Genomic DNA, 22,048 nt, shown 5'->3' on the forward strand with positions numbered 1-22,048 from the left:
TGCCCGCCCACCACAGCGGACGGGTCGTCCTGCTCGGCGACGCCGCCCACCCCATGGCCCCCAACCTCGGTCAGGGCGGCTGCCAGGCCATCGAGGACGGCGCCGTCCTCGGCCTCCTCCTCGCCGGAGGGGCCGGCGACCTCGGCCGCGCCCTGCCCGCCTACACCGCCCAGCGCCTGCCGCGGACCACGGCGGTCGTCCGCCGCTCCGCCCGCGTCGCCCGGCTGGTCTCCCTCTCCGCACCGCCCGCCGTGGCCCTGCGCACCGCCGCCATGACCGCAGCCAACCTGTTCGGCCCCCGCGTCGTCCTCCGCAGTCACGACGGCATAGCGGACTGGCACCCTCCCGTGCGGTCGTATGCTTCCCGAACACAGGAACGCACCAGGGAGGCGCTGTGAAGGTCGGCTGCATCGGGCTCGGGGACATCGCACAGAAGGCGTACCTTCCGGTGCTCGCCGCACAGCCCGGGATCGAACTCCACCTCCACACCCGCACCGCCGCCACCGTCCGGCGCGTCGCGGACACCCACCGCATCCCGGACGCGCAGCGCCACACCGAGCTGGACTCGCTGCTCGCGGCGGGCCTCGACGCGGCCTTCGTCCACGCGGCGACGGCGGCCCACCCCGAGCTCGTCACCCGGCTCCTCGAAGCGGGCGTTCCGGTCTACGTCGACAAGCCCCTGGCCTACGACCTCGCCGAGAGCGAGCGCCTCGTCGCGCTCGCCCGGGAGCGGGGCGTGAGCCTGACGGTCGGCTTCAACCGCCGCCACGCGCCCTGCTACACCCAGTGCCTCGACCACCCGCGCGACCTGATCCTGATGCAGAAGAACCGCATCGGGCTCCCCGAGGACCCGCGCACGCTGGTCCTGGACGACTTCATCCACGTCGTCGACACCCTCCGCTTCCTCGTTCCCGGGACCGTCGACCACGTGGACGTCCGGGCACGGGTCCGCGACGGCCTCCTGCACCACGTCGTGCTCCAGCTGTCCGGCGACGGCTTCACCGCCATCGGCACCATGAACCGGATGAGCGGCTCCGCCGAGGAGGTCCTGGAGGTCTCCGGGCAGGACACCAAGCGGCAGGTGGTGAACCTCGCCGAGGTGATCGACCACAAGGGGCAGCCCAGCATCCGCCGCCGCGGCGACTGGGTGCCCGTCGCCCGCCAGCGCGGCATCGAGCAGGCCGTCCTCGCCTTCCTCGACGCCGTACGGGCGGGCAAGCACCTCGACGCCGAGGATGCCCTGCGCACCCACGATCTGTGCGAACGCATCGTCAGGGACGTGCTGGACCAGGCTTCCTGACCCGCCGTCGGATCGCTCGGAGGCCCGCGGCGGCGCACGCGCACACCACGATCGCCAGGGACAGCAGGACCACCCAGTCGCCGTACCGCACATAGGGGCTCGTGCCGCCCGCCAGCGGCACGTCGCGCACGACGGCCGTGCTGCGGCCGGTGCCGAGCGGCGGACCGACCGCCCGGCCCCGCGGGTCCGCCACCGTGCTCACCCCGGTCAGCGTCGCGTGCACCACCGGACGCCACGTCTCGGCGGCCCGCAGCGCGGCGAGCGAGGCGTGCTGCCGAGGGGCCCAGCTCTCCTGGAACGTGGAGGTGGAGGACTGCGCGATGATGACCTGCGCCCCGTCGTGCGCCAGCTGCCGGCTCATGTCCGGGAAGGCCGACTCGAAGCAGACCAGGGGGCCGATCCGCAGGCCCTCCGGCGCGGAGGCCGACGGCGGCACATGCATCACCACCTGGCGGTCGCCGCGCTTACGGTCCTCGGCGGCCGCCTTGCCGACGGAGGTGGCCCAGCCCAGCAGCGAGCGCGCCGGCACGTACTCCCCGAAGGGCACGAGCCGCATCTTGTCGTAGCGGTCCCCGGTCGGCCCGCCGGGGCCGACGAGCACGGAGCTCTTGAAGATGCCGGGCCGGTCCGAGCGGCGCGCGTCCACGTTGACCAGCAGGTCCGCGCCCACCGTGCGGGACAGCGCCGCGAGCCGGTCCCGCAGCTCCCGGCGCTCGGTGAGGTCGCCGCCGACGCCGCTCTCGCCCCACACGACGAGGTCCACCCGCTGCCCGGCCAGCCCCCGGGTGAGCTCCTCCTGTCGGTCGAACCGGCGCTGGACGCTGCCCGTCCCGTCGACGACGCCCGGCTGCACGAGCGCGATCCGGACGGTGCCCGAGGGGCGCGGAGAAGGCGCCCACACCCACACCCCGGCGACGCCCACCGCACACGCCACCAGGCCGACTAGTCCGGTGATACGCGCGCGAGAAGCCCAAATGACCGTGGAAATGCCGGTGTTGAGGGCCACGAGGAGGAAACTAACCAGCCAGATCCCGCCCACAGAAGCGAGCTTCAGGGTCGGCGCCACCTGCCACTGGCTCGCCCCGAACAGCCCCCACGGACCGCCCAAATACTCCCAGGAACGGGCAAGTTCGACCATCAACCAGCCGGAAGGGACGGCGACGAGGGCCGCGGCGGCCCGCGCGGGCCCCGGGGAACCGCCCAGCAGTCGCTGGACCAGCACGCCCCACGGCGCCCACAGCAGCCCCAGCAGTGCTGCCAGCACCAGGATGAAGACGTGCAGGCTCGGCAGCAGCCAGTGGTGCACCGCGAGCAGGAACCCGCCGCCGCCCAGCCACCCGTCGAGCGCCGCCCGCCGCGCTCCGGGCGCCGTACGGATGAGGGACAGCCAGGGCACCAGGGCCACGTAAGCCAGCCACCACAGGGAAGGTGCGGGAAACGCGAGCGCGGGCAGCGCCCCCGCCGCCACCGCCGCGGCCGCCCGCGGCCAGGGCCGGGCGAGCAGCCGGCCGTACGGGCCGACCGGCGCTTGCGTGGTCATGGCGTGCCTCCCTGGGCCCGAACGTTCCCGGTGGCGGAGATCGTCGATCATTCGTCCGCGCGGACGTATGAGCGGGATCCGGCCAACCCTTATGTTTTCGAACGCCGGAGGATCATGGAGAAAAAACTCCGACATCGGGGTGCAATATTCCACCGTCGTCACTCATCGGAAAAGCTCCTTTGGCTGGATCCGATCAGAAACGATCCGAAGTGAGCCTTGTGTCCGGCGCTGGAAAGGTGTGAGCGGATATGCGCTGCGGGTTATCCCCGGTCCACCCTGGGCAGGTACCGCGCAAAAGCGGACAGGAACGCTGCGAGCCGGCCTGGGGAGGCGCCGTGACGGGCGTGCGAGATCGCATATCAGTACAGCCCTTGGAGATCGTGCCCTTCTACTGCCCGATACCGCCGGCGGTGCACCCGTGCGTCCGGGAGATCGACCGCACCTCGGTCGACTGGATGCTCCAGCAGCACCTCGATACCTCCGCCCACCAGCGACAGCGCCTCGCACGGTGCGACTTCGGCGGGCTCACGGCCCGGACCATGCCCTACGGCCGGTCCGCCGCGCTCGCCGTCGTCGCCAAGCTCCACGCCGTGCTGTTCTCCCTGGACGACGCCCTGTGCGACGAGTCGACCGCCACCGCCCACGGCTTGGCGCACGCGACCTCCCGCATCATGCGCGTCCTGGAAGCACCGCTGCCCGAGTGGCCGGATGACTCGCCCCACGCCGCGGCCCTGCGGACCGTCCGCCTGGAGCTGGCCGGCCACGCGACACCGGGGCAGCTGCGCCGCTGGACCGAGGGCATGCGCACCTATCTGACCGGCCTGGTGTGGGAGGCCGCCTGCCGCCGTGACCGGGCCCTGCCGTCCCTGAACGACTACGCCGCGATGTGGATGCGCGCCATCGGCATGGCGCCCTCCACGGCCCTGATGGACATCGCCGGAGGCTATGAGCTCGACGACCGCGATCTGGACCGGCCCGAGGTCCGGGCCCTGACCGAGATGGCCTGGACGCTCGTCGCCTGGGACAACGACTTCTACTCACGGAACAAGGAGATCCAGCGTGCCGGTGACGACCTCAACCTGATCGACGTCCTCGCCCAGGAGCGCGGGTGGGAGCCCGCCCGCGCCCAGGAAGAGGCCGTGGCGATGCGCGACCGCGTCATGACGCTCTTCCTGCGCCTGCGCGAGCAGACCTGGCCGAGCGCAGGCGTGGAACTGCGCTGCTACCTCGTGGCGCTGGGGCACTTCATCCGGGGGCACCTGGACTGGGCCGAGGGCTGCGCCCGCTACCAGGACCCCTACGGGACCGCCGCCGGCGTGGAGTGGTGGAAACCCCTCCCGTCGGACGACAGTCCCGAGCCGCTGCCCGTCCCCGCCATCGCCTGGTGGTGGGACCAGCTCGACGGCGGTGGCTACCGCCGCCCCAGCAGCCGGCGCAGCGACCGCCACCACGAGCCCCGCGACGCGGGAGCCTCCGCGGATCCGGCGCGCACCGGAGGCGCCGGGATGGCCGGCTGCTCGGCCCGCTCCGGCTGAGCCGGGGCGGGCGGCTCCGGCGCGGGCACCACCGTCTCCTCCGGAGGCAGCGGCGCCCGCGCCGCGAACCGCACCGGAAGTGCCGTCAGGTGACGCGACATCAGGGTGGAGCGGTAGTCCAGCTCCGACTCGTCGACCGCGAGGGTGAGGTCGGGCAGCCGCAGCAGCAGGGCGTCGATGCCCTCGCCCGCGATGGCCCGGCCCACGTCCTGCCCCGGGCACTCGTGCTGGCCCCCGCTGAACGCCAGGTGCGAGCGGTTGCCGTGGACGGGCACGTCGGGGTCGGGGCGGATCACCGTGTCCATGTTGGCGGCCGCCAGCCCCAGGACGAGCGCGTCCCCCTCCTTGATCTGCTGACCCGCCAGCTCCGTGTCCTGCGTCGCCCAGCGGCCCAGGATCGTGATGAACGGCGGCTCGTCCCACAGGACCTGCTCGACCGCATCCGGCAGCGTCATGTGCCCGCCGGCCAGGGAGGCCTGGAAACGGTGGTCGGTGAGCACCATCTTCAGGGTGTTCGCGATGAGGTTCGCCGTGGTCTCGAAGGCCGCGATCAGCACCAGCCGCAGGTGCTGCTGCACCTCGTCGTCCGAGAGCCCGGCCGGGTGCTCCAGCAGCCAGCTGGTGAAGTCGGCGCCCGGCTCGACACGCTTGCGCGCCACCAGCTTGCGCAGCGTCTCCTGGACGAACTCGTTGCTCGCGATCGCCGTCTCGGTGCCCTTGATCATGTCCCGGGCGGCGTTGACCAGCTGGGGGCTGTACGCCTCCGGCATGCCCAGCAGCTGCGTCATCGCCATCATCGGCAGCTGCTCGGCGAACTCGTGCACCAGGTCGGCCCGGCCCGAGGAGCAGAAGCGGTCCACGAGCTGGTTCGAGAACTGCGTGACGTGGCGGCGGATGCCGCGCTTGTCGAAGCGGGCGATGCTGTCGTTGACGGCACCGCGCCAGCGCTCGTGCTCCCGCCCGTCGGCGAAGACGCAGATCGGCTGCCAGGTGGTGATCGGCGCCAGCGGGTGGGTCGGGGCCACCCGGCCCTCGCGCGCCTCGATCCACCGCCGCGAGTCGCGCGAGAAGCGCGAGGGGGTGCGCGCCACGTCGAGGTTCTCGCGGTAGCCGAGGACGAGCCAGGCCGGGACGTCGTCGTGCAGCAGGACGGGCGCCACCTGCCCGTGCTTCTGGCGCAGCCGCTCGTACAGCCCCATCGGGTCGGCCTCGGCCTCCGGGCCGTAGAGCCGGGTGATGCCCCCGGGACCGGTGGAGTGCGCCGGGCACTGCGGGGGAGGCCCGGCCGGGGAGGTGGTGCGGGGGCGTTCGGAAGGGAGGGTCACAGGTGCTCCGTGGAAGCGGTGGTGAGCGTGTAGAGGTAGCGCATGAGGGTGAGCAGCGTGTCGCGGCAGGACGCGCGGTCGCGGGCGTCGCAGTCGACCATGGGCACCGACTCGTCGAGGTCCATGGCCGCGCGGAGCTGCTCCATCGGATATCTGGGGGCCTGGGGGAAGCGGTTGACGCCGACGACGAACGGCACTCCCTTCTCCTCCAGGCGCCCGATGACGTCGTAGCTGACGTCCATCCGGCGGGTGTCGAGGAGGACGACCGCACCGAGGGCGCCCTCGAACAGGCCGTTCCACAGGAACCAGAAGCGCTCCTGGCCGGGCGTGCCGAACAGATACAGCACCAGCTGCTCGTTGATGCTGATCCGGCCGAAGTCCATGGCCACGGTCGTCTCGGTCTTGTGCTCGATCCCGGCGACGTCGTCCACGCCGACACCGGCCTGGGTCATCGTCTCCTCGGTGGTCAGCGGCCGGATCTCGCTGACGGAGCCCACCAGGGTCGTCTTGCCGACCCCGAACCCGCCGACGATGACCACCTTGACGGCCGCGGTGGCCGAGGCCGGCAGCACGTCCTCGCTGCGCGGCCCCGCATAGGTCTCCAACCCCGGTGAGTCAGAGCTTCTGTAGTCCATTCATCACCGCCTCCAGAAGTTGTACGTCGGGCAGCGCCGCCGCCGGGACCGGCGGGCGGGCCTCCACGTGCCGACCCGCCACCAGCTCCGTGAGCAGCAGGGTCAGCGTGCTGACCGGCAGCTCCAGATAGGCCGATATCTCGGCGACGGAGAGCGGGTAGGCACACATCCTGACGATGGCGGCGTGCTCGGGCTGCAGCCCGGGGTCGGCCTCCGACCGGGACACGATCAGCGTCACCAGGTCGAGCTCCGTCTTCCGCTCCGCGCGGGCCTGGCCTCCGGTGAGGATGTACAGCCGGTCGGGGCTGCCGGGCGCCGTCGGGGAGCCGGATCCCTCCGCGCTCATGTCACCGGCCCGCCGACCCGCGGCGGGCTGGTGAGGTGCGAACCGATGCGGGCGACCAGGTCCCGCATCCGCATGCCCATCAGCTCGGCGTCCACGTCGTCGTCGGCGAGCACCGCCAGGAAGGCCCCGGCCCCGGCGGCCATCAGATAGAAGAACCCGCCGTCGACCTCGATCACGACCAGGCGCATCTGCCCGTCCCCGTGCGGGAACTCGCCGGCGATCGCCGTCGAGAGGCTCTGCAGCCCGGCACAGGCGGCGGCGAGGCGGTCGGCGGCGTCCGGGTCGGTGCCGTGCTGAGCCATGCGCAGGCCGTCCGAGGACAGCACGATCACGTGGCGGGTCTGCGGAACACTGGTTGCCAGGTCCTTGAGCATCCAGTCCATGTTGAACCGCGGCTGCGTCACTTGGCTACTCTTCCTTGTCCGACGGGATATCACTGTGCGCCCGGCCGGCGTCCGGCTCCTGGGGCTCCCCGTTGATGCCGCGGTTGAAGGCGGCCAGCCACATCCCGGGCTGCTTGGGGGCCTCTTCCGGCGCGGCGGGCGGGGCCGGCGGCCGCTCGCGCCGCTCGGCCGCCGCGCCCCGGCCGAACGGCAGCGGCGCGGGGCCGCGGCGGCGCCGCCGCTGCGGCAGCCCGCTGTCGCCGAGCGGCGGCGGGATGGGGTGCTCCATCATCGGCGGGGGCGTCTGCGGAGCGGGCGGCGGGATCTTCTGGCCCGGGCGGCGCTTGGACTTGATGGGCGGCAGCTTGGCCGCGCGGGCGATGTCGCCGCCGGGGTGCTTGCTGGCGGTGATCAGATCCATGGGGATGACGAGCACGGCCCGGACCCCGCCGTAGGCCGAAGGCCGCAGCGACACCAGGAAGTTGTACGAGCGGGCGAGGCGGCTGACGACCGCGAGGCCGAGGCGCGGCGCCTCGCCCAGGTCGTCGAGGTCGAGGTCGCCCTCGCGGGAGAGCACGCGGTCGGTGCGGCGCCGCGCCTCGTCGGTCAGCCCGACGCCGGCGTCCTCGATCTCCACCGCGATGCCGGACTGGATGTCCACGGCGGTCAGGTGCACCCGGGTCTGCGGCGGCGAGTAGCGGGTGGCGTTGTCCAGCAGCTCGGCCAGGGCGTGGATGACGGGCTCGACGGCGGGCCCGACCACGGCGACGTCGGCCACCGAGTGGAGGTCGACGCGGCGGTACTCCAGGATCCGCGACATGGCGCCGCGCAGCACGTTGTAGAGGGGGATCTCGTTCTTCCACTGGCGGCCGGGGCGGGAGCCGCCCAGGACGGCGATGCTGTCGGCGAGCCGGCCGGTCAGGGCGTTGCCGTGGTCCAGGTGGAGGAGATCGCCGAAGACGTCCGGATCGTTGCCGTGCTTGTGCTCCATCTCCCGGATGTCGTAGGCCTGCTGGTGGACGATGGCCTGCATGCGGCGGGCGATGTTGACGAAGGCGCGCTGCGCGGAGTCGCGCAGCCCCTCCTCCGCCTGCACGGCCTCGATCACGGACTTCAGCACGGACCGGTGGGCGGCCGCGTAGCCGGGTTCGAGGTCGTGCACGGGGAGGGTGTGGCGGAGCACGACCTCGGTGGGGGCGCCGCGCTGCAGCAGGTGGATGGCCCGGGGCAGCAGCTCCTTGGCCAGCCGGCGGGTCTCCGCCTCGTGCTGGTCGAGCTGGTAGCGCAGGCCCGCCTCCTGCTCGGCGCAGCGGCGGCGCAGCGCACCGATGACGCGGCCCCGCCGTGCGGCCTCGGAGCTGGCCAGCGCCACCGCGACCGTGGCGGACGCCCCGCACCAGGCCACGGGCACGCGGGCGTCGGGAGTCGCGGCGAGGATCGCCGTTCCCGTGCACACGGCCAGGACCAGGGGGGAGATCAGCCATATCAGTGCGGAGACGGGCCGCCGTTGAACTGACGAGCCGGTACCAACCATCGGGATCCTCGGAACTCTTTAAGAGGGCTTTTCCAGGCGTCCGGGGCCCGCTGCCGGCCTTGTCCGCCGGCGGGGCCCGGACCGGGGCGTTCCCCGGCTGTCCGCAGCGGGGGAACGGCGCGGGCGCAGCACTTGTGCGCGCCGTGAAGCAATCACCACGACCCGCTGCGCGACATGGAGCGTAGCCGGTCGCGCGGGGCTCCGGCGCGAAGTTGTCATATTCGCAGATCGGCCTGACGCGGGAATTCGAAAGGCTTCATAATGGCCTCACGCTCCGAATTCCGAATGGGCTTACGAAGCGTATGAATGTGTGTTCGGTAATGCGGAGGGCGGGCCCGCCGGGCCGTTCCCGGACCGCTCCCCGGGGTGTCGCGTGGTGCGCGGCGGGCTCCGGGGGCGCCCGGGGCGAGGTCACGCTCCCGGGTGGTCCGTCTGCCGAACCCTGCCCCTGGCCTCACGGACGGGGCTAGGCTCGCCCCACCACATCTTCCGGGGAGACAACGCCATGTCAGGGCATCAGCGTGAACAGAACGCATCCGCCGCCCTGTTCGAGCGGAAGCTCGAGCTGCAAGCCGCCGAGAAAGCGGTGCAAAGGCTGTGCGGAACTGCGACCGAAGGGCGGCCCCGGCTCGGCGGCCTGCTGCTCTACAGCGGCGAAGCGGGCCTGGGCAAAACGGCGTTGCTCGCCGAGACGCGCAGGATCGCCCTGGAGGAGGGCAAGTGCACCGTCCTCTTCGCCCGCGGCAGCGAGTCCACGCAGGCCGTCCCCTTCCACGTCGTCCGCCAGCTGTTCCAGCCGGTGCTCGCGCCGATCTCCGAGACCTGCCGCAAGGAGCTGCTCGCCGGCTGGTACGACATCGCCGGTCCGGCGCTGGGCATCGTCCCGCCGATCGGCCCGCAGGACCCGCAGGGCGTCCGCGACGGCATCGACTGGCTCGTGACCCAACTCGCCACCGGCCGGGATCCGGTGGTGCTGATCGTCGACGACGCCCACTGGGCCGACGCCGAGTCCCTCACCTGGCTCGGGTACTTCGCCGCGCGGCTGCGCGAGGCGCCCCTGCTCGCCGTCATCGCCTACCGGCCCGACGAACTGCCGGACAGTGCCCCGGTCTTCCGCGACCTCGTCACCGGCCGCGGCGCCCGCCCCGTCGAGCTCCGCGCGCTCACGCCGGAGGCGGTCAGCCGGCTGGTGTGCGAATCCTTCTCGGAGCAGTCCGACGCCCCCTTCTCCCGCGAGGTCTGGGCCGTCACCGGCGGAAATCCGTACGACACCGTCGAGTTGATCGCCAAGTCGAAGGACCGGGGCCTCAAACCGGTCGAGGAGTCGGCGCCCCTGCTGCGCGACCTCGGCGCCGCCTCCCGCGGCAGCGGCCTGGTGGCCCGCCTGGAGCGGCTCGGCACCGCCGTCACCCGCTTCGCCTGGGCCGCGGCCGTCCTCGGCACCGAGATCCAGCCCTCGCTCGCCGCCAACCTCGCGGGCATGGGCCCGGCCCAGGCCGCCGAGTGCGCGGACAAGCTGCGGCACGCCCGTATCCTCACCGGCGCCATCGACCTGGAGTTCGTCCACCCGCTGATCGCGACCGCCATCTACGCCTCGATCCCGCCCGCCACCCGCACCGCCATGCACGGGCAGGCGGCCTGGTCCGTCACCGAGGCGGGCCTGGGCGCGGCCGCGGCCTCGCGCCACCTGCTGGAGGTCCACCCCGACCACGACTCCGAGCTGGTCGAGCAGCTGCGCGTCGCCGCCCGCGAACACCTCGCGGTCGGCGCGCCGGACGCGGCCCGCCGCTGTCTGGAGCGCGCCCTGCAGGAGCCGCCGCCGGAGGAGGAGCGGGCCGCGGTCCTCTACGAGCTGGGCTGCTCCGCGCTGCTCACCTCGCCGCCGACCACCGTCAACCACCTCAGGACGGCGCTGTCCCTGCCGCACCTCACCGAAGAGCTGCGCGTCGACGCCACCTACCGGCTCTCCCAGGCCTACGCCCACAACAGCCAGCTGCGCGAGGCCGCCGAAGTCGTCAGGGAGCAGGCCGAGCGCACCCCGCCCGGCCCCGGGCGGATGCGCCTGCAGGCCGCGCACTACCTGTGGCAGGGCATCCAGGTGGAGGAGCACGACTCCCTGGGCCGCTCGCGCCGCATCGCGGAGCTCGCCGAGCGCCTCTCCGGCCGGGACAACACCGAGCGGACCCTGCTCGCGCTCCGCGGCTTCGACGGCATGATCCGCGGTGAGGACGCCGTGCAGGTCGTCGAGTACATGGAGCGCGCCCTCGTGGACGGCCGGCTCGCCGACGGCATGGGCTGGACCAACACCGAGTGGGGCTTCGAGGTCCCCAGCATCATCGGCATCACCTTCGCCTACGCCGACCGGCTCGACCACGCCGAGGAGCTCTTCAAGGAAGCCGTGACGGCCTTCGAGATCTCCGGCTGGAGCGGTGGTCACCTCGCCTTCGCGCACGACTTCCTGGGCCTGGTCTACCGCCGCCGCGGCCAGCTTGACCAGGCCGAGGAGATGCTGCGCGAGGGGCTGCGGCTGGGCAAGCGCCTCGGCCCCGGCCTGCCGATCCACTGGGACGGCGCGTGCCTGCTGATCGACACCCTGCTGGCCCGTGGCCGGGTCGACGAGGCCCAGGCCTTCGCCGAGGAGAACGGCTTCCGCCCGCCCTACACGCCCGCGATCGTGCTGCCCGACGCCGCGTGCCTGGCCGGGCGGCTGCTGCTCGCCCGCGGCCACAGGAAGGAGGCGATCGCGGAGCTGGAGGCCGCCGGGCGCAGGCTGGAGGAGCGCGGCCGCCACAACACCATCTGGGCGCCGTGGGCGCTCGACCTCGCCGCCGCCGTGGCCGACGAGGACCCGGAGCGGGCCCGTACGCTCGCCGGAAAGGCGGTCCGGCACGCCGCGGTGTTCGGCACGGACACGGCCGTCGGCGACGCCCTGCGCCGGGCGGCCCTCGTCGCCGAGCCGGACGAGGCCCTGGTGAAGCTGGAGAAGGCCGTGGTGCACCTGCGCCGCTCGCCGTGCATGTACGAGCTGGCGGAGGCCCTGGTCGCCCACGGCACGGCGCTGCTGCGGGCGGGGAAGCTGCCCGAGGCGGCCGACCGGCTGCGCGAGGGGCTGGAGACGGCCCGGAAGTGCGCGGCGGACGGGCTCGTGGAGACCGCCCGGACGGCCCTGGCCTCGGCGGTCCGCGAGGTGGCCGAGCCGGCGGGGGACGCCGTGCGCTGATCCCGGCCCGTCACGAGGCGGCGCGGCGGCCGGACTTCCTGGTCGCCGCCGTCTTCTTGGCGGTCTTGGCCGTGCCGGTCTTGGCCGAGCTCGCCTTGGCCGTGGCGGTCTTGGCGGTGGCCTTCCTGCCCGTGGAGCCGGCGGAGGCCGCCGCCGTCTTCTTGGCGGACGTGCGCTTCTGGGCCGCGGCGGAGGTCTTGGCGGTGCCGCGGGCCGGTTTCGCCGGAGCGGCGGCCTTCTTGGCTGCCCTTCCCGGCCTCTCCTCCTCTCCCGGCTTGCGCGCCGCGCTGTCGATGGAGGCCTGCAGGGCGGCCATCAGGTCGATGACGTTGTCCGGCGCGGGCGCGGTCTCCTTCCTGGGGACCGGCCGGTCGGACAGGTGGGCGCTGATCAGTTCGCCCAGGGCGATCTCGTACTCGTCCTCCAGCTCCTCGAAGTCGAACTCCTCGGAGAGGGTGTCCATCAGGCTCGTGGCCATCTTCAGCTCCTGCGGCCGCACCGTGACCGAGGAGGGCGGGGCCAGCTCGCCCGCGTCGCGGATCTCGTCCGGCCAGTACATGGTGTGCAGCGTCAGCAGGTCGCCGTGGACGCGCAGCAGCGCCAGGGACTCCCGGGTGCGCAGTGCGATCTTGGTGACGGCCACGCGCTCGGTCTGCTTGAGGGTCTCCCGGAGCAGGACGTACGGCTTACTGGCCGCCGCGCTCTCGGGCGCCAGGTAGTAGCCGCTGGACAGCTGCAGGGGGTCGATCCTGCCGGCGTCGACGAAGGCGAGCACGTCGATGAGCTTCTTGCTGGGCAGCGGCAGTCCGGCCAGCTCGTCCTGGGTGACGACGGCTGTGTGCCCCTCGTCGTCCTGGTAGCCCTTGGCGATGTGCTCGTAGTCGACCTGCTCGCCGCAGGCCTCGCAGACGCGCTTGAGGTGGATCCGGCCGCCGTCGGCGTCGTGGACCTGGTGCAGTCTGAGGCCGTGTTCCTGCACGGCGGCGTAGAGCCTCACCGGTACGGACACCAGTCCGAAACCGATCGCACCTTTCCACATGGTCCGCATAGTTTTATCCCTCCACGGGGAATTCCTACCTTATGTCCGTCTCTCCGGAGCGGCAGGCGGTGGAGATCGAGGGCCACCGGCTGGCCCTGACCCACCTCGACCGGGTGCTGTTCCCCGCCTCCGGTCACACCAAGGCGCAGGTGCTGCACTACTACGCGCGGATCGCCCCCGTGATGGTGGCGCACACGGCCGGCCGCCCCGCCTCCTTCGTCCGCGCCCCGGAGGGCCCGGGCGGGCAGAGCTGGATCGCCAAGAACCCGCCCGGAGGGGTGCCCCGGTGGGTGCCCGTGGCGCCGGTCGAGCACCGCGAGGGCGTCACCGAGCAGGTCGTGATCGACACCATGGCCGCCCTGGTCGCGCTGGCCAACCTCGGTGCGTACGAGGTGCACGTCCCGCAGTGGACGGTGGCCGCGGGCCCCGACGGCCACGACCGGCTCGTCCTCGACCTGGACCCCGGCCCCGGCACCGACCTCGTCGTCTGCTGCCGGGTCGCCCAGCGGCTGCGCCAGCTCCTGGACGACGACGGCCTGACCGCCCATGCCGTCGTCTCCGGCTCCAAGGGCCTGCACCTGTACGTGCCGGTGCACCCGGTGACCGGCCGGGCGGCGGGCGGCTACGCCAAGGCGCTGGCGGCCCGCATGATGGGCGAGCACCCGGGGCTCGTCGTCGTGTCCATGGCGCGCGTCGAGCGCCGGGGGAAGGTGCTCATCGACTGGTCGCAGAACGCGAGCGCCAAGACCACGGCCGCCCCGTACACCGTGCGGCTGCGGGAGGGCAGCCCCGGCGTCGCGGCCCCCGTCACCTGGGACGAGGTCGCCGCCTGCCGGGACCCGGCCGACCTCGCCTTCACCCCCGAGCAGGTGCTGGACCGGACCGAGGCGTACGGCGACCTGCTGGCCCCGCTCACCGGCGACGCCACCCGCGCGCACCTGCCGTGACGCGCGCCCCCGGCCCCGGACTCCGCCCCCGGCCCGCCTCAGCCGAGCCGGGTGAGGTCGGGCCGCAGCCGGTGCCAGACGGGGTGGCGCAGGCGGCCCGAGGCCGTCCAGCCGGAGAAGACGACCTCGGCGACGAGCCGGGGCTCGACCCAGTGCGCGCCCGGCACGTCGACGGGCCCCGAGAACGGCGGGTCCGCGCGGGGGATCACCGACAGGTAGCGGGCGAGCTCCTGGCGCTCGCGCTCCGACAGCCCCGACCCCACCGACCCCGCGTACCGCAGCCCGCCCGGCTCCTCCACGCCCGCGAGGACCGCGCCCGGCAGCCCGGACAGCGCGCCGCGGCCCTCCGCCCAGCCCCCGATGACCACGTCGATCGTCACGACGTGCTTGGTCTTGCGCCAGTCGGGTGACCGGACGCCGGGGGTGTAGACGGACGAGAGCCGCTTCGCCACCACGCCCTCGAACCCGCCCGCCAGCGTCGCCTCCCAGGCCTGCTGCGCGTGGCCCGCCACGTACGCGGGCACCGACCAGGCCGGGCCGGTGAGGCCCAGCCCGTCCAGGACGGCCCGCCGCTCGGTGTAGGGCAGGCGCAGCAGGGAGCGGTCACCGAGGTGCATGACGTCGAAGAGCATGAGCCGGGCGGGGTACTCCGCCGCGAGCCGGGCCGCGCGGCGCGCGTCGGTGACGCCCATGCGGCGCTGCAGCAGGCCGAAGTCCGGCCGCCCGGCCGTGTCGAGGACGACGACCTCGCCGTCGAGGACCGCGGGCCGGCCGCGCAGCTGCCCGCCCAGCTCCCGCAGCTCGGGATAGGTGACGGCGGCGTCGTTGCCGGCCCGGGTGACCGGCCGTACGGTGCCGTCGCCGCGGACGGCCACCACCAGGCGGATCCCGTCCCACTTGACCTCGAACGCCCAGGCCGCCTCCTCGCCCGCGGCCGGCAGCGGCCCGGTGGTCGCCAGCATCGGCCGGATCGCGGGCGGCGCGGCCGGGGCGTGCCCGGCGGCCCCGGCCATCGTCAGCCGCCCCTCTCCGCCGGTCCCTTCCCGCGCGCCCACTCCAGCAGCCGGGGCGCCGTCCACGTCGTGATGATCCGCTCGGCGGGCACCCCGCACTCCTCGGCCCGCGCGCAGCCGTGGATCTGCCAGTCGAGCTGGCCCGGGGCGTGCGCGTCGCTGTCGACGGAGAAGAGCACGCCCGCGTCCAGGGCCTGCCGGATCAGCCGCCGCGGGGGGTCGAGCCGGTCGGGCCGGGAGTTGATCTCCACGGCGGTGCCGAAGCGGGCGCACGCGGCGAAGACCATCGCCGCGTCGAACGACGACTCCGGCCGTCCGCGCCCGGCCACGATCCGCCCCGTGCAGTGCCCGAGCACGTCCACGAGGGGGTTGGCGACGGCGCCGACCAGGCGCTTCGTCATGGCGCTCGCGTCCATGCGCAGCTTGGAGTGCACCGACGCGACGACGATGTCGAGCTCGCCGAGCAGGCCCGGCTCCTGGTCGAGGGAGCCGTCGTCGAGGATGTCGCACTCGATGCCGCGCAGCAGCCGGAAGCCGTCACCGAGGCGCTCGTTCACCTCCGCCACGACGGCGAGCTGGGCGCGCAGCCGCTCGGCCGTCAGCCCGCGGGCGATCGTCAGCCTGGGGGAGTGGTCGGTGAGCACCGCCCACTCGTGGCCGAGCTCCCGCGCCGCGCGGGCCATGGCCTCGATCGGGCTGCCCCCGTCGGACCAGTCCGAGTGCAGGTGGCAGTCGCCGCGCAGGGCCGCGCGCAGTGCCTCGCCGCCCTCCGCCAGCGGCTCCTGCGCCTCCTCCTCCAGCCGGGCCAGGTAGCCGGGCACGCGCCCGGCCAGGGCCTCGGCCACGACGCCCGCGGTCTTCGGGCCGATGCCCTTCTCGGCGGTCAGCGTGCCGGCGGCCGCCCGCCGCCGCAGCTCCTCGCCGGGCAGCCCGGCGACCACGTCCGAGGCCGTGCGGAAGGCCTTCACGCGGTACGTGGGCGCGCCCGCGCGCTCCAGCAGGAAGGCGATCCGGTCCAGCGCCCGTACCGGGTCCATCGCCACCACCGCCTCCTCGCCTCTCGTCCTACGGTGCGCGATCCGCGGCGGGCGCGCATGCCGCGGGGCGGGCACGCGCGGGTGAACCCGCGAGTAGGCGGGGGACGGGGTGGGGAAGGTCCGAGGCATGAGAGTGCCCTCCTCCGTTCCCCTGCCCGCCCAGATCCCTTCCGCCGGTTCCTCCGGCGCCTCCCGAGGAGTGGGCCGTGCCGTGGTCCTCGGCGCGGGCATGGCCGGGCTGCTGGCCGCGGCCGCGGCGGCCCGGCACGTCGGCGAGGTCGTGATCGTGGAGCGGGACCGGCTGCCCGAGGGGCTCGAGCCGCGCAAGGGCCTGCCGCAGGCGCGTCACGCCCACCTGATGATGTCGGGCGGCGCGCGGGCCGTGGAGGCCCTGCTGCCCGGCGCCATCGAGGGGTGGGTGAGCGCGGGCGCCCGGCGGATCCCGCTGGGCACCGGGCTCGTCGCCCTGGGCCCGCAGGGCTGGTACCCGCGCTGGCCCAGCACGCAGTTCCTGATGGCCTGCACCCGCGACCTGCTCGACCTGGTCGTCCGCGAGCGGGTCCTCGCCCTGCCCGGGGTCGTGCTCCGGCAGGAGACCGACGCGCTCGCCCTGCTCGGCGACGCCCGGCGGGTCACCGGCGTGAAGGTCCGCACGGCCGGCAGCCACTCCGCGGAGGCGCTGGAGGCGGACCTGGTGATCGACGCCTCCGGGCGCGGCTCCCAGGCCGCGCGCCGCCTCAGCGAGCTCGGGCTGCATCCTGCCCACGAGGAGACCGTCGACAGCGGCATGGTCTACGTGACCCGGGTCTTCCGGGCGCCGCCGGGCAGCGAGCGCTTCCCCGTCGTCAGCGTCCAGGCGGACCCGCACAGCGCCATGCCGGGGCAGGGCGCGACGATGCTCCCCGTCGAGGGCGGCCGCTGGCTGCTCACGGCCTGCGGCACGCGCGGCGGGGAACCGTCCAGGGAGGCCGGGGAGTTCGAGCCGTTCGTGCGCAGCCTGCGCCATCCGCTGATCGCCGACCTGATCGCGGGCCTGGAGCCGCTCACCGACGTCCACCTCACCCGCAGCACCGTCAACCGCCGGCGGTACTTCGAGCGCCTGCCCGCCTGGCCGGAGGGCTTCGCCGTCGTCGGGGACGCCGTCGCGACCTTCAATCCCGTCTACGGCCAGGGCATGTCCGTGGCCGCCCACAGCGCGACCGCGATCCACCGCATCCTGGCCGGGCACGGCGCGGACTCGCCCGGTGTGGCCCGGCGCATCCAGCGCGCGGTCGGCCGCGCGGCGAGCAGCCCGTGGGACCTCGCCACCGGCGAGGACATCAACTACCCCGGCACGATCGGCGAGCGGCCCCCGGCTGCGGCCCGGCTGCTGCGCGGGTACGTCCAGCGGCTGATGCGCACCGCCGTGGTCAACCCGGTCGTCATGCGGTCGCTCTACGACGTGATGACGCTCTCCGCCCCGATGTCGGCCCTGGTCAGCCCGCCCGTGCTGCTCGGGGTGCTGCGCGGCCCGGGCCGCGAGGTGCGCAACGAGCCGTCGATCACGGCGGCGGAACTCGCGGTGTGCGGCCTGACGCCGCGGTAACCGGTGCGGCCGTGCGGCGGAGCCCGCCGGCGCGCGGCCCGGTCCGGCACCGCCGGTCTCCACCGTCGTGGTTGCGCGCCGCCGCGGCGGTGGTACGTCCGGGGCGCGACCCCCGGACCCGGTCGTCCACAGGGCCCGCCGCCACGGCGATCAGCCACCGCGGCGAGGGTCCGGCGGAATGTCCCGGGCCCGAAGTCGTACGGTCACGCCCCGCCCGGACGCAGCGCGACCGCCGGCAGGAACTCGCCGCGCAGCGTCCGGTGCCACCAGGCGCCGGTCGCCCGGCGTTCCTCCCGCGTCGTGAAGCGGTACAGGTAGAGCCGCGCCCGCACGTGCGTCGGCGGCGCGCCGGGGAAGGGGTTGTGCCGCAGCAGCCGCAGCGTGTCCGGGTCGCCCGTGAGCAGCCGTTCCACGAACGGGCCGAACCACGGCTCGGCGTACGCGGGGGAGATCCCGGCGAACCACATCATCCAGTCGAGCCGCAGGTGGTACGGGGCGTACTGGCGGGGCAGCCGCCGCGGGTCGCCGGGCTTGCCCTTGAAGCCGTACTCCTTCCACACGGTGTCCGGTCCGATGCGCTCCTCGTCGGTGCCCTCGACCACCACCTCGTAGCGCCTGCGGTTGATGCTGCCGAACGCCCCGTACGTGTTGACCAGGTGGAACGCGTTGAAGGACATGTTCATCCGCTGCTGCCGCGAGAGCATGTTCCGCACCGGCCACCAGCTCAGCACGGCCACGAGCGCGGTCGCGGCGACGACCAGGACCTCGTACCAGCCCGGGGGAGCGGGCACAGGGACGTGCCGGGCGAGGCCGAGGGCGTCCGCCATGCCGTCGCCGTCGACGGCGGCGAAGGCCATGATGATGGTCAGCCAGTTGAGCCACGCGAAGTTGCCGGAGACGACGAGCCACAGCTGGGTGCAGATGATCACCGCGGCGGCCAGGCTCGCGAAGGGCTGCGGGGTGAACAGCGCGAGCGGCACGACGAGCTGCGCGACGTGGTTGGCCCCCGTCTCGACCCGGTGCAGCGGCCGCGGCAGACGGTGGAAGAACCAGCTGAGCGGGCCGGGCATCGGCTGGGTCTCGTGGTGGTAGTACAGGCAGGTCAGGTCGCGCCAGCAGGGGTCGCCGCGCATCTTGATCAGCCCCGCGCCGAACTCGACGCGGAAGACGAGCCAGCGCATCAGCCACAGCACGAGGACCGGCGGGTCCGTGCGCGCGTTGCCCAGGAACACGGCGAGGAAACCCGCCTCCAGCAGCAGCGACTCCCAGCCGAAGCCGTACCACGTCTGGCCGACGTTGACGATCGAGAGGTACATCGCCCACAGGGCGGCCCACATCACGACCGCCGCCCACAGCGGCACCGCGTCCGCCGCGCCCGCCGCCACCGCGGCCGCCAGCGCGGCGCCCGTCCACGCCCACGCGGCGAAGAACCGGTCCGAGTAGTGCAGCTGGAAGACCCCCGGAGCCCGGGCGAAGGGCACGTGCCGCACGAAGCGGGGCACCGGCAGCATGCCGCGCTCGCCGATCAGCGCGCGGAACTGCAGGGCCGCCGCCAGGAAGGCCACCAGGTAGAGGCCCGCGAGCCCGCGCTGCACCACCAGCCGGCTCAGCCAGTACCCCGGGACCGTGAACCATTCCATGGCGTATGCGTACCACTCCGGAGCGCGCAGTCACATCGAAGAAACGGGCAAAAGGTGTCAGAGTAGCTCTATGGTTGATCGGGGAGCGACGCCTGCCACCGCACCGGCAGGTTCCGTGCCGGACGACTGGCCCGCTCGCCCGGAGCTCACCCTCGCCCTGAACCGCATGGGCGGCTTCGACTGGGACCTCGACACCGGCGTCCTCCACATGGACGCCTCCGCCCTGGAGCTCTTCGGCCTGACGCCCGAGGAGTTCAACGGCCGCCTGTCCGGGCTGGCGGGCAAGGTGCTCGGCGCCGACGCCGCCGACCTCGACGCCCACGTCACCCGCGCCCTGAAGGAGGGCCGCGAGACCTACAGCGCCTACTACCGCATCCGCACCCCCGACGGCACGCTCCGCTGGACCTACACCCAGGGCCGGATCCGGCGCGACGGGCAGGGCAGGCCGCACCGCATCATCGGCATCGTCCGCGACGCCACCGAGGAACTCGGCCACTCGGTCGGCAGGCGCGACGAGAACCGGCTGTCGCACACCACCATCGTGGAGACCCTCACCGCCGCCCTCGCCCACGCCCGCACCGTCCAGGACGTCATCGACTTCTTCCGCGACGACCGGGCCGTCACGCACCTCGGCTCCGACCTGCTCGTCCTCGGTATCGTGGAGGGCGGCCGGATCCACATGGTCGCCGAGGGCCCCGGCGAGCACTACGTCCCCGGCACCCGCTGGACCCGCATCGACGACAACTTCCCCATGAGCGAGGTCATCCGCACGATGGCCCCGCGCTTCATCGAGTCCCGCGAGGAGTTCGCCCGCTCCTACCCCTGGCTGTGGGAGCGGATCAAGGACGTCGGCGTCTTCTCCGCCGCCTACCTGCCGCTCATCGCCCAGGCCCGCCCCGTCGGCGCCATCGGGCTGCTCTACCGCGAGACCCGCGGCTTCACGCAGCAGGAGCGCAACCTGCTGATCGCCCTCTCCAGCAGCCTCTCGCAGGCCATCGCCCGCGCGATGCTCTACGACCAGGAGCACGACCTCGCCGAGGGCCTCCAGCAGTCCATGCTGCCGCGCCGCATCCCCGAGATCCCCGGCGCGCAGATCGCCGTCCGCTACCGGTCGGCCCGCATGGGCCGCGACGTCGGCGGCGACTGGTACGACGTGATCCCGCTGCCCGGCGGCCGGGTCGGCGCCGTCATCGGCGACGTCCAGGGGCACGACACCCAGGCCGCCGCCGTCATGGGCCAGCTGCGGATCGTCCTGCGCGCGTACGCCGCCGAGGGCCACGCCCCGGCCACCGTCATGGCCCGCGCCTCCGCGTTCCTCCACGAGCTCGACACCGACCGCTTCGCCACCTGCGCCTACGCCGAGGCCGACCTGTCCACCGGCGTCGTCCAGCTGGTCCGCGCCGGCCACATCGACCCGCTGCTGCGGCACACCGACGGCACGTGCCGGCGCCTGCCCGTCTCCGGAGGACTGCCGCTGGGCCTCTCGGCCGAGTTCGGCCGGCTCGACTACCCCGTGACCACGGTGGAGATCGACCCCGGCGAGACCCTGATGATGTTCACCGACGGCCTCGTCGAACAGCCGGGCTCCGACCTCGACGAAGGCATGCAGTGGCTGTGCGCGTTCGTCCGCGACGGCCCCTACGAGCTCCACCAGCTGGCCGACCGGCTGTGCGACGCCATCGGGGAGCGCGTGGGCGAGGACGACATGGCCGTGCTGCTCCTGCGCCGCCAGGGCGCGGCCACCCGGGGCGGCGGCCGGCTGCAGCAGCACATCGCCCCGGCCGACCCCGAGGCGCTCTCCGCGGCCCGCCACATGATCCGGGCGGCGGTACGGGCCTGGGGCGCGCGCGAGCGGTCCGACGAGATCGAGCTGGTCGCCGACGAGCTGGTGACCAACGCCCTGATCCACACCGACAGCACGGCCGTCGTGACCATCCGCATCCTCACCGGGCCCGAACGGCGCGTGCGCGTCGACGTCGAGGACCGCTCCAGCACGCTGCCCCGGCGCCGCGAACCGGGCGAGTCGGGGGTCTCGGGCCGCGGGCTGCTGCTGGTCGACCGGCTCGCCGACGTCTGGGGGGTCGAGTCGCGCGGGACGGGCAAGTCCGTGTGGTGCGAGTTCGTCGTGCCGGGGCGGCACGAGCGCCCCTCGCCGGAACCGGACTGAACGGACTGACGGGACTGACATGGCTGACCCGTACGGCACCTGACGGTACAAAGGCTGACGGGCCGTCGGATCGTTGCCCCAGTCACGCAGAGTTGTGCATTCCCCGCCGAAGCGGATCAACTGTGCGCTCCACCTCCCAAGATCACGAAAAGGGTTCCGGAAGCATGCGGAAACTCACCCCCTTCGTCTTCCTCGGCGCGAGCGTCCTGGCCGCCCCGCTGCTGACGGCCGTGCAGGCACCGCCCGCCCGCGCGTTCGGCACCGTCAACACCCTCGGACAGCACGCCGAGCACGAGCGCATCACCCGCGCGGCGCTCGCCTGCCCGCCCGGCACACCCTCGGACGGCACCTGCTTCGAGCCCCGCTCGCTCGACCAGGTGGCCGGCCGGGGAGGCACCTTCGGTGCCGTCGGCGCCCCCGACACCGACGAGGTCCTCAGCCCCGCCGCCCACTGCGACAACGCCGACCACCTCGCCGCACCCGGCTACGCCCGCACCCGCGCCCAGGCCACCGGGGAGCTGCTCGCCTGCATCACCCGCCTGCAGACCCGCTTCGCCGAAGGGATCACCGCGGCCGGCGGCGTGCTGGGCGCCGACGGCTCCGTCGCCGCCCGGGAGACGGACCTCGCCAAGAGCTGCACCTTCACGCTCGGCGTGGCCGGCCGCAACAAGTGCGAGGCCGTCGAGGGCTTCGGCCGCGCGCTCCACGGCGTCCAGGACTTCTACTCGCACAGCAACTGGACCGACAAGGCCGACCCCGGCCGCCCCACCGGCAAGGACAACCCGCCCGGCCTGGACCTCCC

16 protein-coding genes and 2 pseudogenes are annotated in these 22,048 nt (G+C 73.7%); 8 read left to right on the forward strand and 10 right to left on the reverse strand.

From position 1 onward, the window contains the following. Window positions 1–398, forward strand: a 398-nt coding sequence (locus ACSNOH_RS21820; RefSeq protein ID WP_436723101.1) for an FAD-dependent monooxygenase, incomplete at its 5' end; no start/stop codon positions are given. Continuing rightward, window positions 395–1,300 carry a Gfo/Idh/MocA family protein gene (locus ACSNOH_RS21825; RefSeq protein ID WP_436723102.1) on the forward strand — a complete coding sequence of 302 codons (906 nt, stop codon included), beginning with the start codon at window positions 395–397 and terminating at the stop codon, window positions 1,298–1,300. The genes ACSNOH_RS21820 and ACSNOH_RS21825, both read left to right, overlap by 4 nt. Here ACSNOH_RS21825 and lnt read toward each other — a convergent pair. Next, complete coding sequence (gene lnt / locus ACSNOH_RS21830; protein ID WP_436723103.1) at window positions 1,272–2,840, reverse strand: apolipoprotein N-acyltransferase; 1,569 nt, start codon at window positions 2,838–2,840, stop codon at window positions 1,272–1,274. The two genes, ACSNOH_RS21825 and lnt, sit on opposite strands and share 29 nt — an antisense overlap. Before the next feature lie 539 nt (window positions 2,841–3,379). Between lnt and ACSNOH_RS21835 the strand changes: the two are divergent. Then, window positions 3,380–3,988 (forward strand): annotated as a pseudogene (locus ACSNOH_RS21835) (terpene synthase family protein); the annotation flags it as partial. A 263-nt stretch (window positions 3,989–4,251) separates the two neighbouring features. Here the strand turns inward: ACSNOH_RS21835 and ACSNOH_RS21840 are convergent. From ACSNOH_RS21840 to ACSNOH_RS21860, 5 genes are read right to left on the reverse strand one after another with little or no spacing between them, the layout of a single operon-like run. After that, window positions 4,252–5,700, reverse strand: coding sequence for a cytochrome P450 (locus ACSNOH_RS21840; protein WP_436723104.1), 1,449 nt, complete (start codon window positions 5,698–5,700; stop codon window positions 4,252–4,254). Continuing rightward, window positions 5,697–6,335 (reverse strand): GTP-binding protein, encoded by a 639-nt coding sequence (locus ACSNOH_RS21845; RefSeq protein ID WP_436723105.1) that lies wholly within the window; start codon window positions 6,333–6,335, stop codon window positions 5,697–5,699. The genes ACSNOH_RS21840 and ACSNOH_RS21845 overlap by 4 nt, the downstream gene beginning before the upstream one ends. Further along, window positions 6,316–6,681, reverse strand: a complete 366-nt coding sequence (locus tag ACSNOH_RS21850) for a DUF742 domain-containing protein (protein WP_436723106.1) — start codon at window positions 6,679–6,681, stop codon at window positions 6,316–6,318. The genes ACSNOH_RS21845 and ACSNOH_RS21850 overlap by 20 nt, the downstream gene beginning before the upstream one ends. Next, window positions 6,678–7,064, reverse strand: coding sequence for a roadblock/LC7 domain-containing protein (locus tag ACSNOH_RS21855; RefSeq protein ID WP_388631627.1), 387 nt, complete (start codon window positions 7,062–7,064; stop codon window positions 6,678–6,680). The genes ACSNOH_RS21850 and ACSNOH_RS21855 overlap by 4 nt, the downstream gene beginning before the upstream one ends. A 25-nt stretch (window positions 7,065–7,089) precedes the next feature. Next, a complete protein-coding gene (locus tag ACSNOH_RS21860) occupies window positions 7,090–8,598 on the reverse strand; it encodes an ATP-binding protein (RefSeq protein ID WP_436723107.1) in 1,509 nt (502 codons plus the stop codon). Between the two features lie 505 nt (window positions 8,599–9,103). Between ACSNOH_RS21860 and ACSNOH_RS21865 the strand changes: the two genes are divergently transcribed. Further along, window positions 9,104–11,818, forward strand: a complete 2,715-nt coding sequence (locus ACSNOH_RS21865; RefSeq protein WP_436723108.1) for an ATP-binding protein — start codon at window positions 9,104–9,106, stop codon at window positions 11,816–11,818. Window positions 11,819–11,828: 10 nt separating this feature from the next. On the opposite strand, the gene ACSNOH_RS21870 is transcribed toward ACSNOH_RS21865, so the two are convergent. After that, the gene (locus ACSNOH_RS21870) at window positions 11,829–12,857 is read right to left on the reverse strand and encodes a Ku protein (protein WP_436723109.1); all 1,029 of its coding nucleotides are present in this window, start codon (window positions 12,855–12,857) and stop codon (window positions 11,829–11,831) included. Window positions 12,858–12,898: 41 nt separating this feature from the next. Between ACSNOH_RS21870 and ligD (ACSNOH_RS21875) the strand changes: the two genes are divergently transcribed. Next, a complete protein-coding gene (gene ligD, locus ACSNOH_RS21875; protein ID WP_436723110.1) occupies window positions 12,899–13,804 on the forward strand; it encodes a non-homologous end-joining DNA ligase in 906 nt (301 codons plus the stop codon). 38 nt (window positions 13,805–13,842) lie between these two features. Here the strand turns inward: ligD (ACSNOH_RS21875) and ligD (ACSNOH_RS21880) are convergent, their stop codons facing one another. Both ligD (ACSNOH_RS21880) and ACSNOH_RS21885 read right to left on the reverse strand, forming a co-directional pair. Beyond that, a complete protein-coding gene (ligD, locus tag ACSNOH_RS21880; protein ID WP_436723114.1) occupies window positions 13,843–14,817 on the reverse strand; it encodes a non-homologous end-joining DNA ligase in 975 nt (324 codons plus the stop codon). Between the two features lie 2 nt (window positions 14,818–14,819). Further along, a complete protein-coding gene (locus ACSNOH_RS21885; RefSeq protein WP_436723115.1) occupies window positions 14,820–15,854 on the reverse strand; it encodes a PHP domain-containing protein in 1,035 nt (344 codons plus the stop codon). 127 nt (window positions 15,855–15,981) lie between these two features. On the opposite strand from ACSNOH_RS21885, the gene ACSNOH_RS21890 reads away from it, so the two are divergent. Then, entirely contained in the window at window positions 15,982–17,439 is a 1,458-nt protein-coding gene (locus ACSNOH_RS21890) for an FAD-dependent oxidoreductase (RefSeq protein WP_436723111.1), read from the forward strand. 203 nt (window positions 17,440–17,642) lie between these two features. Here the strand turns inward: ACSNOH_RS21890 and ACSNOH_RS21895 are convergent, their stop codons facing one another. Next, window positions 17,643–19,079 carry a lipase maturation factor family protein gene (locus ACSNOH_RS21895; protein WP_436723112.1) on the reverse strand — a complete coding sequence of 479 codons (1,437 nt, stop codon included), beginning with the start codon at window positions 19,077–19,079 and terminating at the stop codon, window positions 17,643–17,645. Window positions 19,080–19,149: 70 nt separating this feature from the next. Here ACSNOH_RS21895 and ACSNOH_RS21900 point away from each other — a divergent pair, with 70 nt between their 5' ends. Further along, on the forward strand, window positions 19,150–21,246 hold the full coding sequence (locus ACSNOH_RS21900; protein ID WP_436723113.1) for a SpoIIE family protein phosphatase: 2,097 nt from the start codon (window positions 19,150–19,152) through the stop codon (window positions 21,244–21,246). A gap of 164 nt (window positions 21,247–21,410) precedes the next feature. Then, window positions 21,411–22,048 (forward strand): annotated as a pseudogene (locus ACSNOH_RS21905) (CinY protein); the annotation flags it as partial.

It is taken from the genome of Streptomyces sp. URMC 127, from assembly GCF_051386535.1.
Lineage (GTDB): Bacteria > Actinomycetota > Actinomycetes > Streptomycetales > Streptomycetaceae > Streptomyces.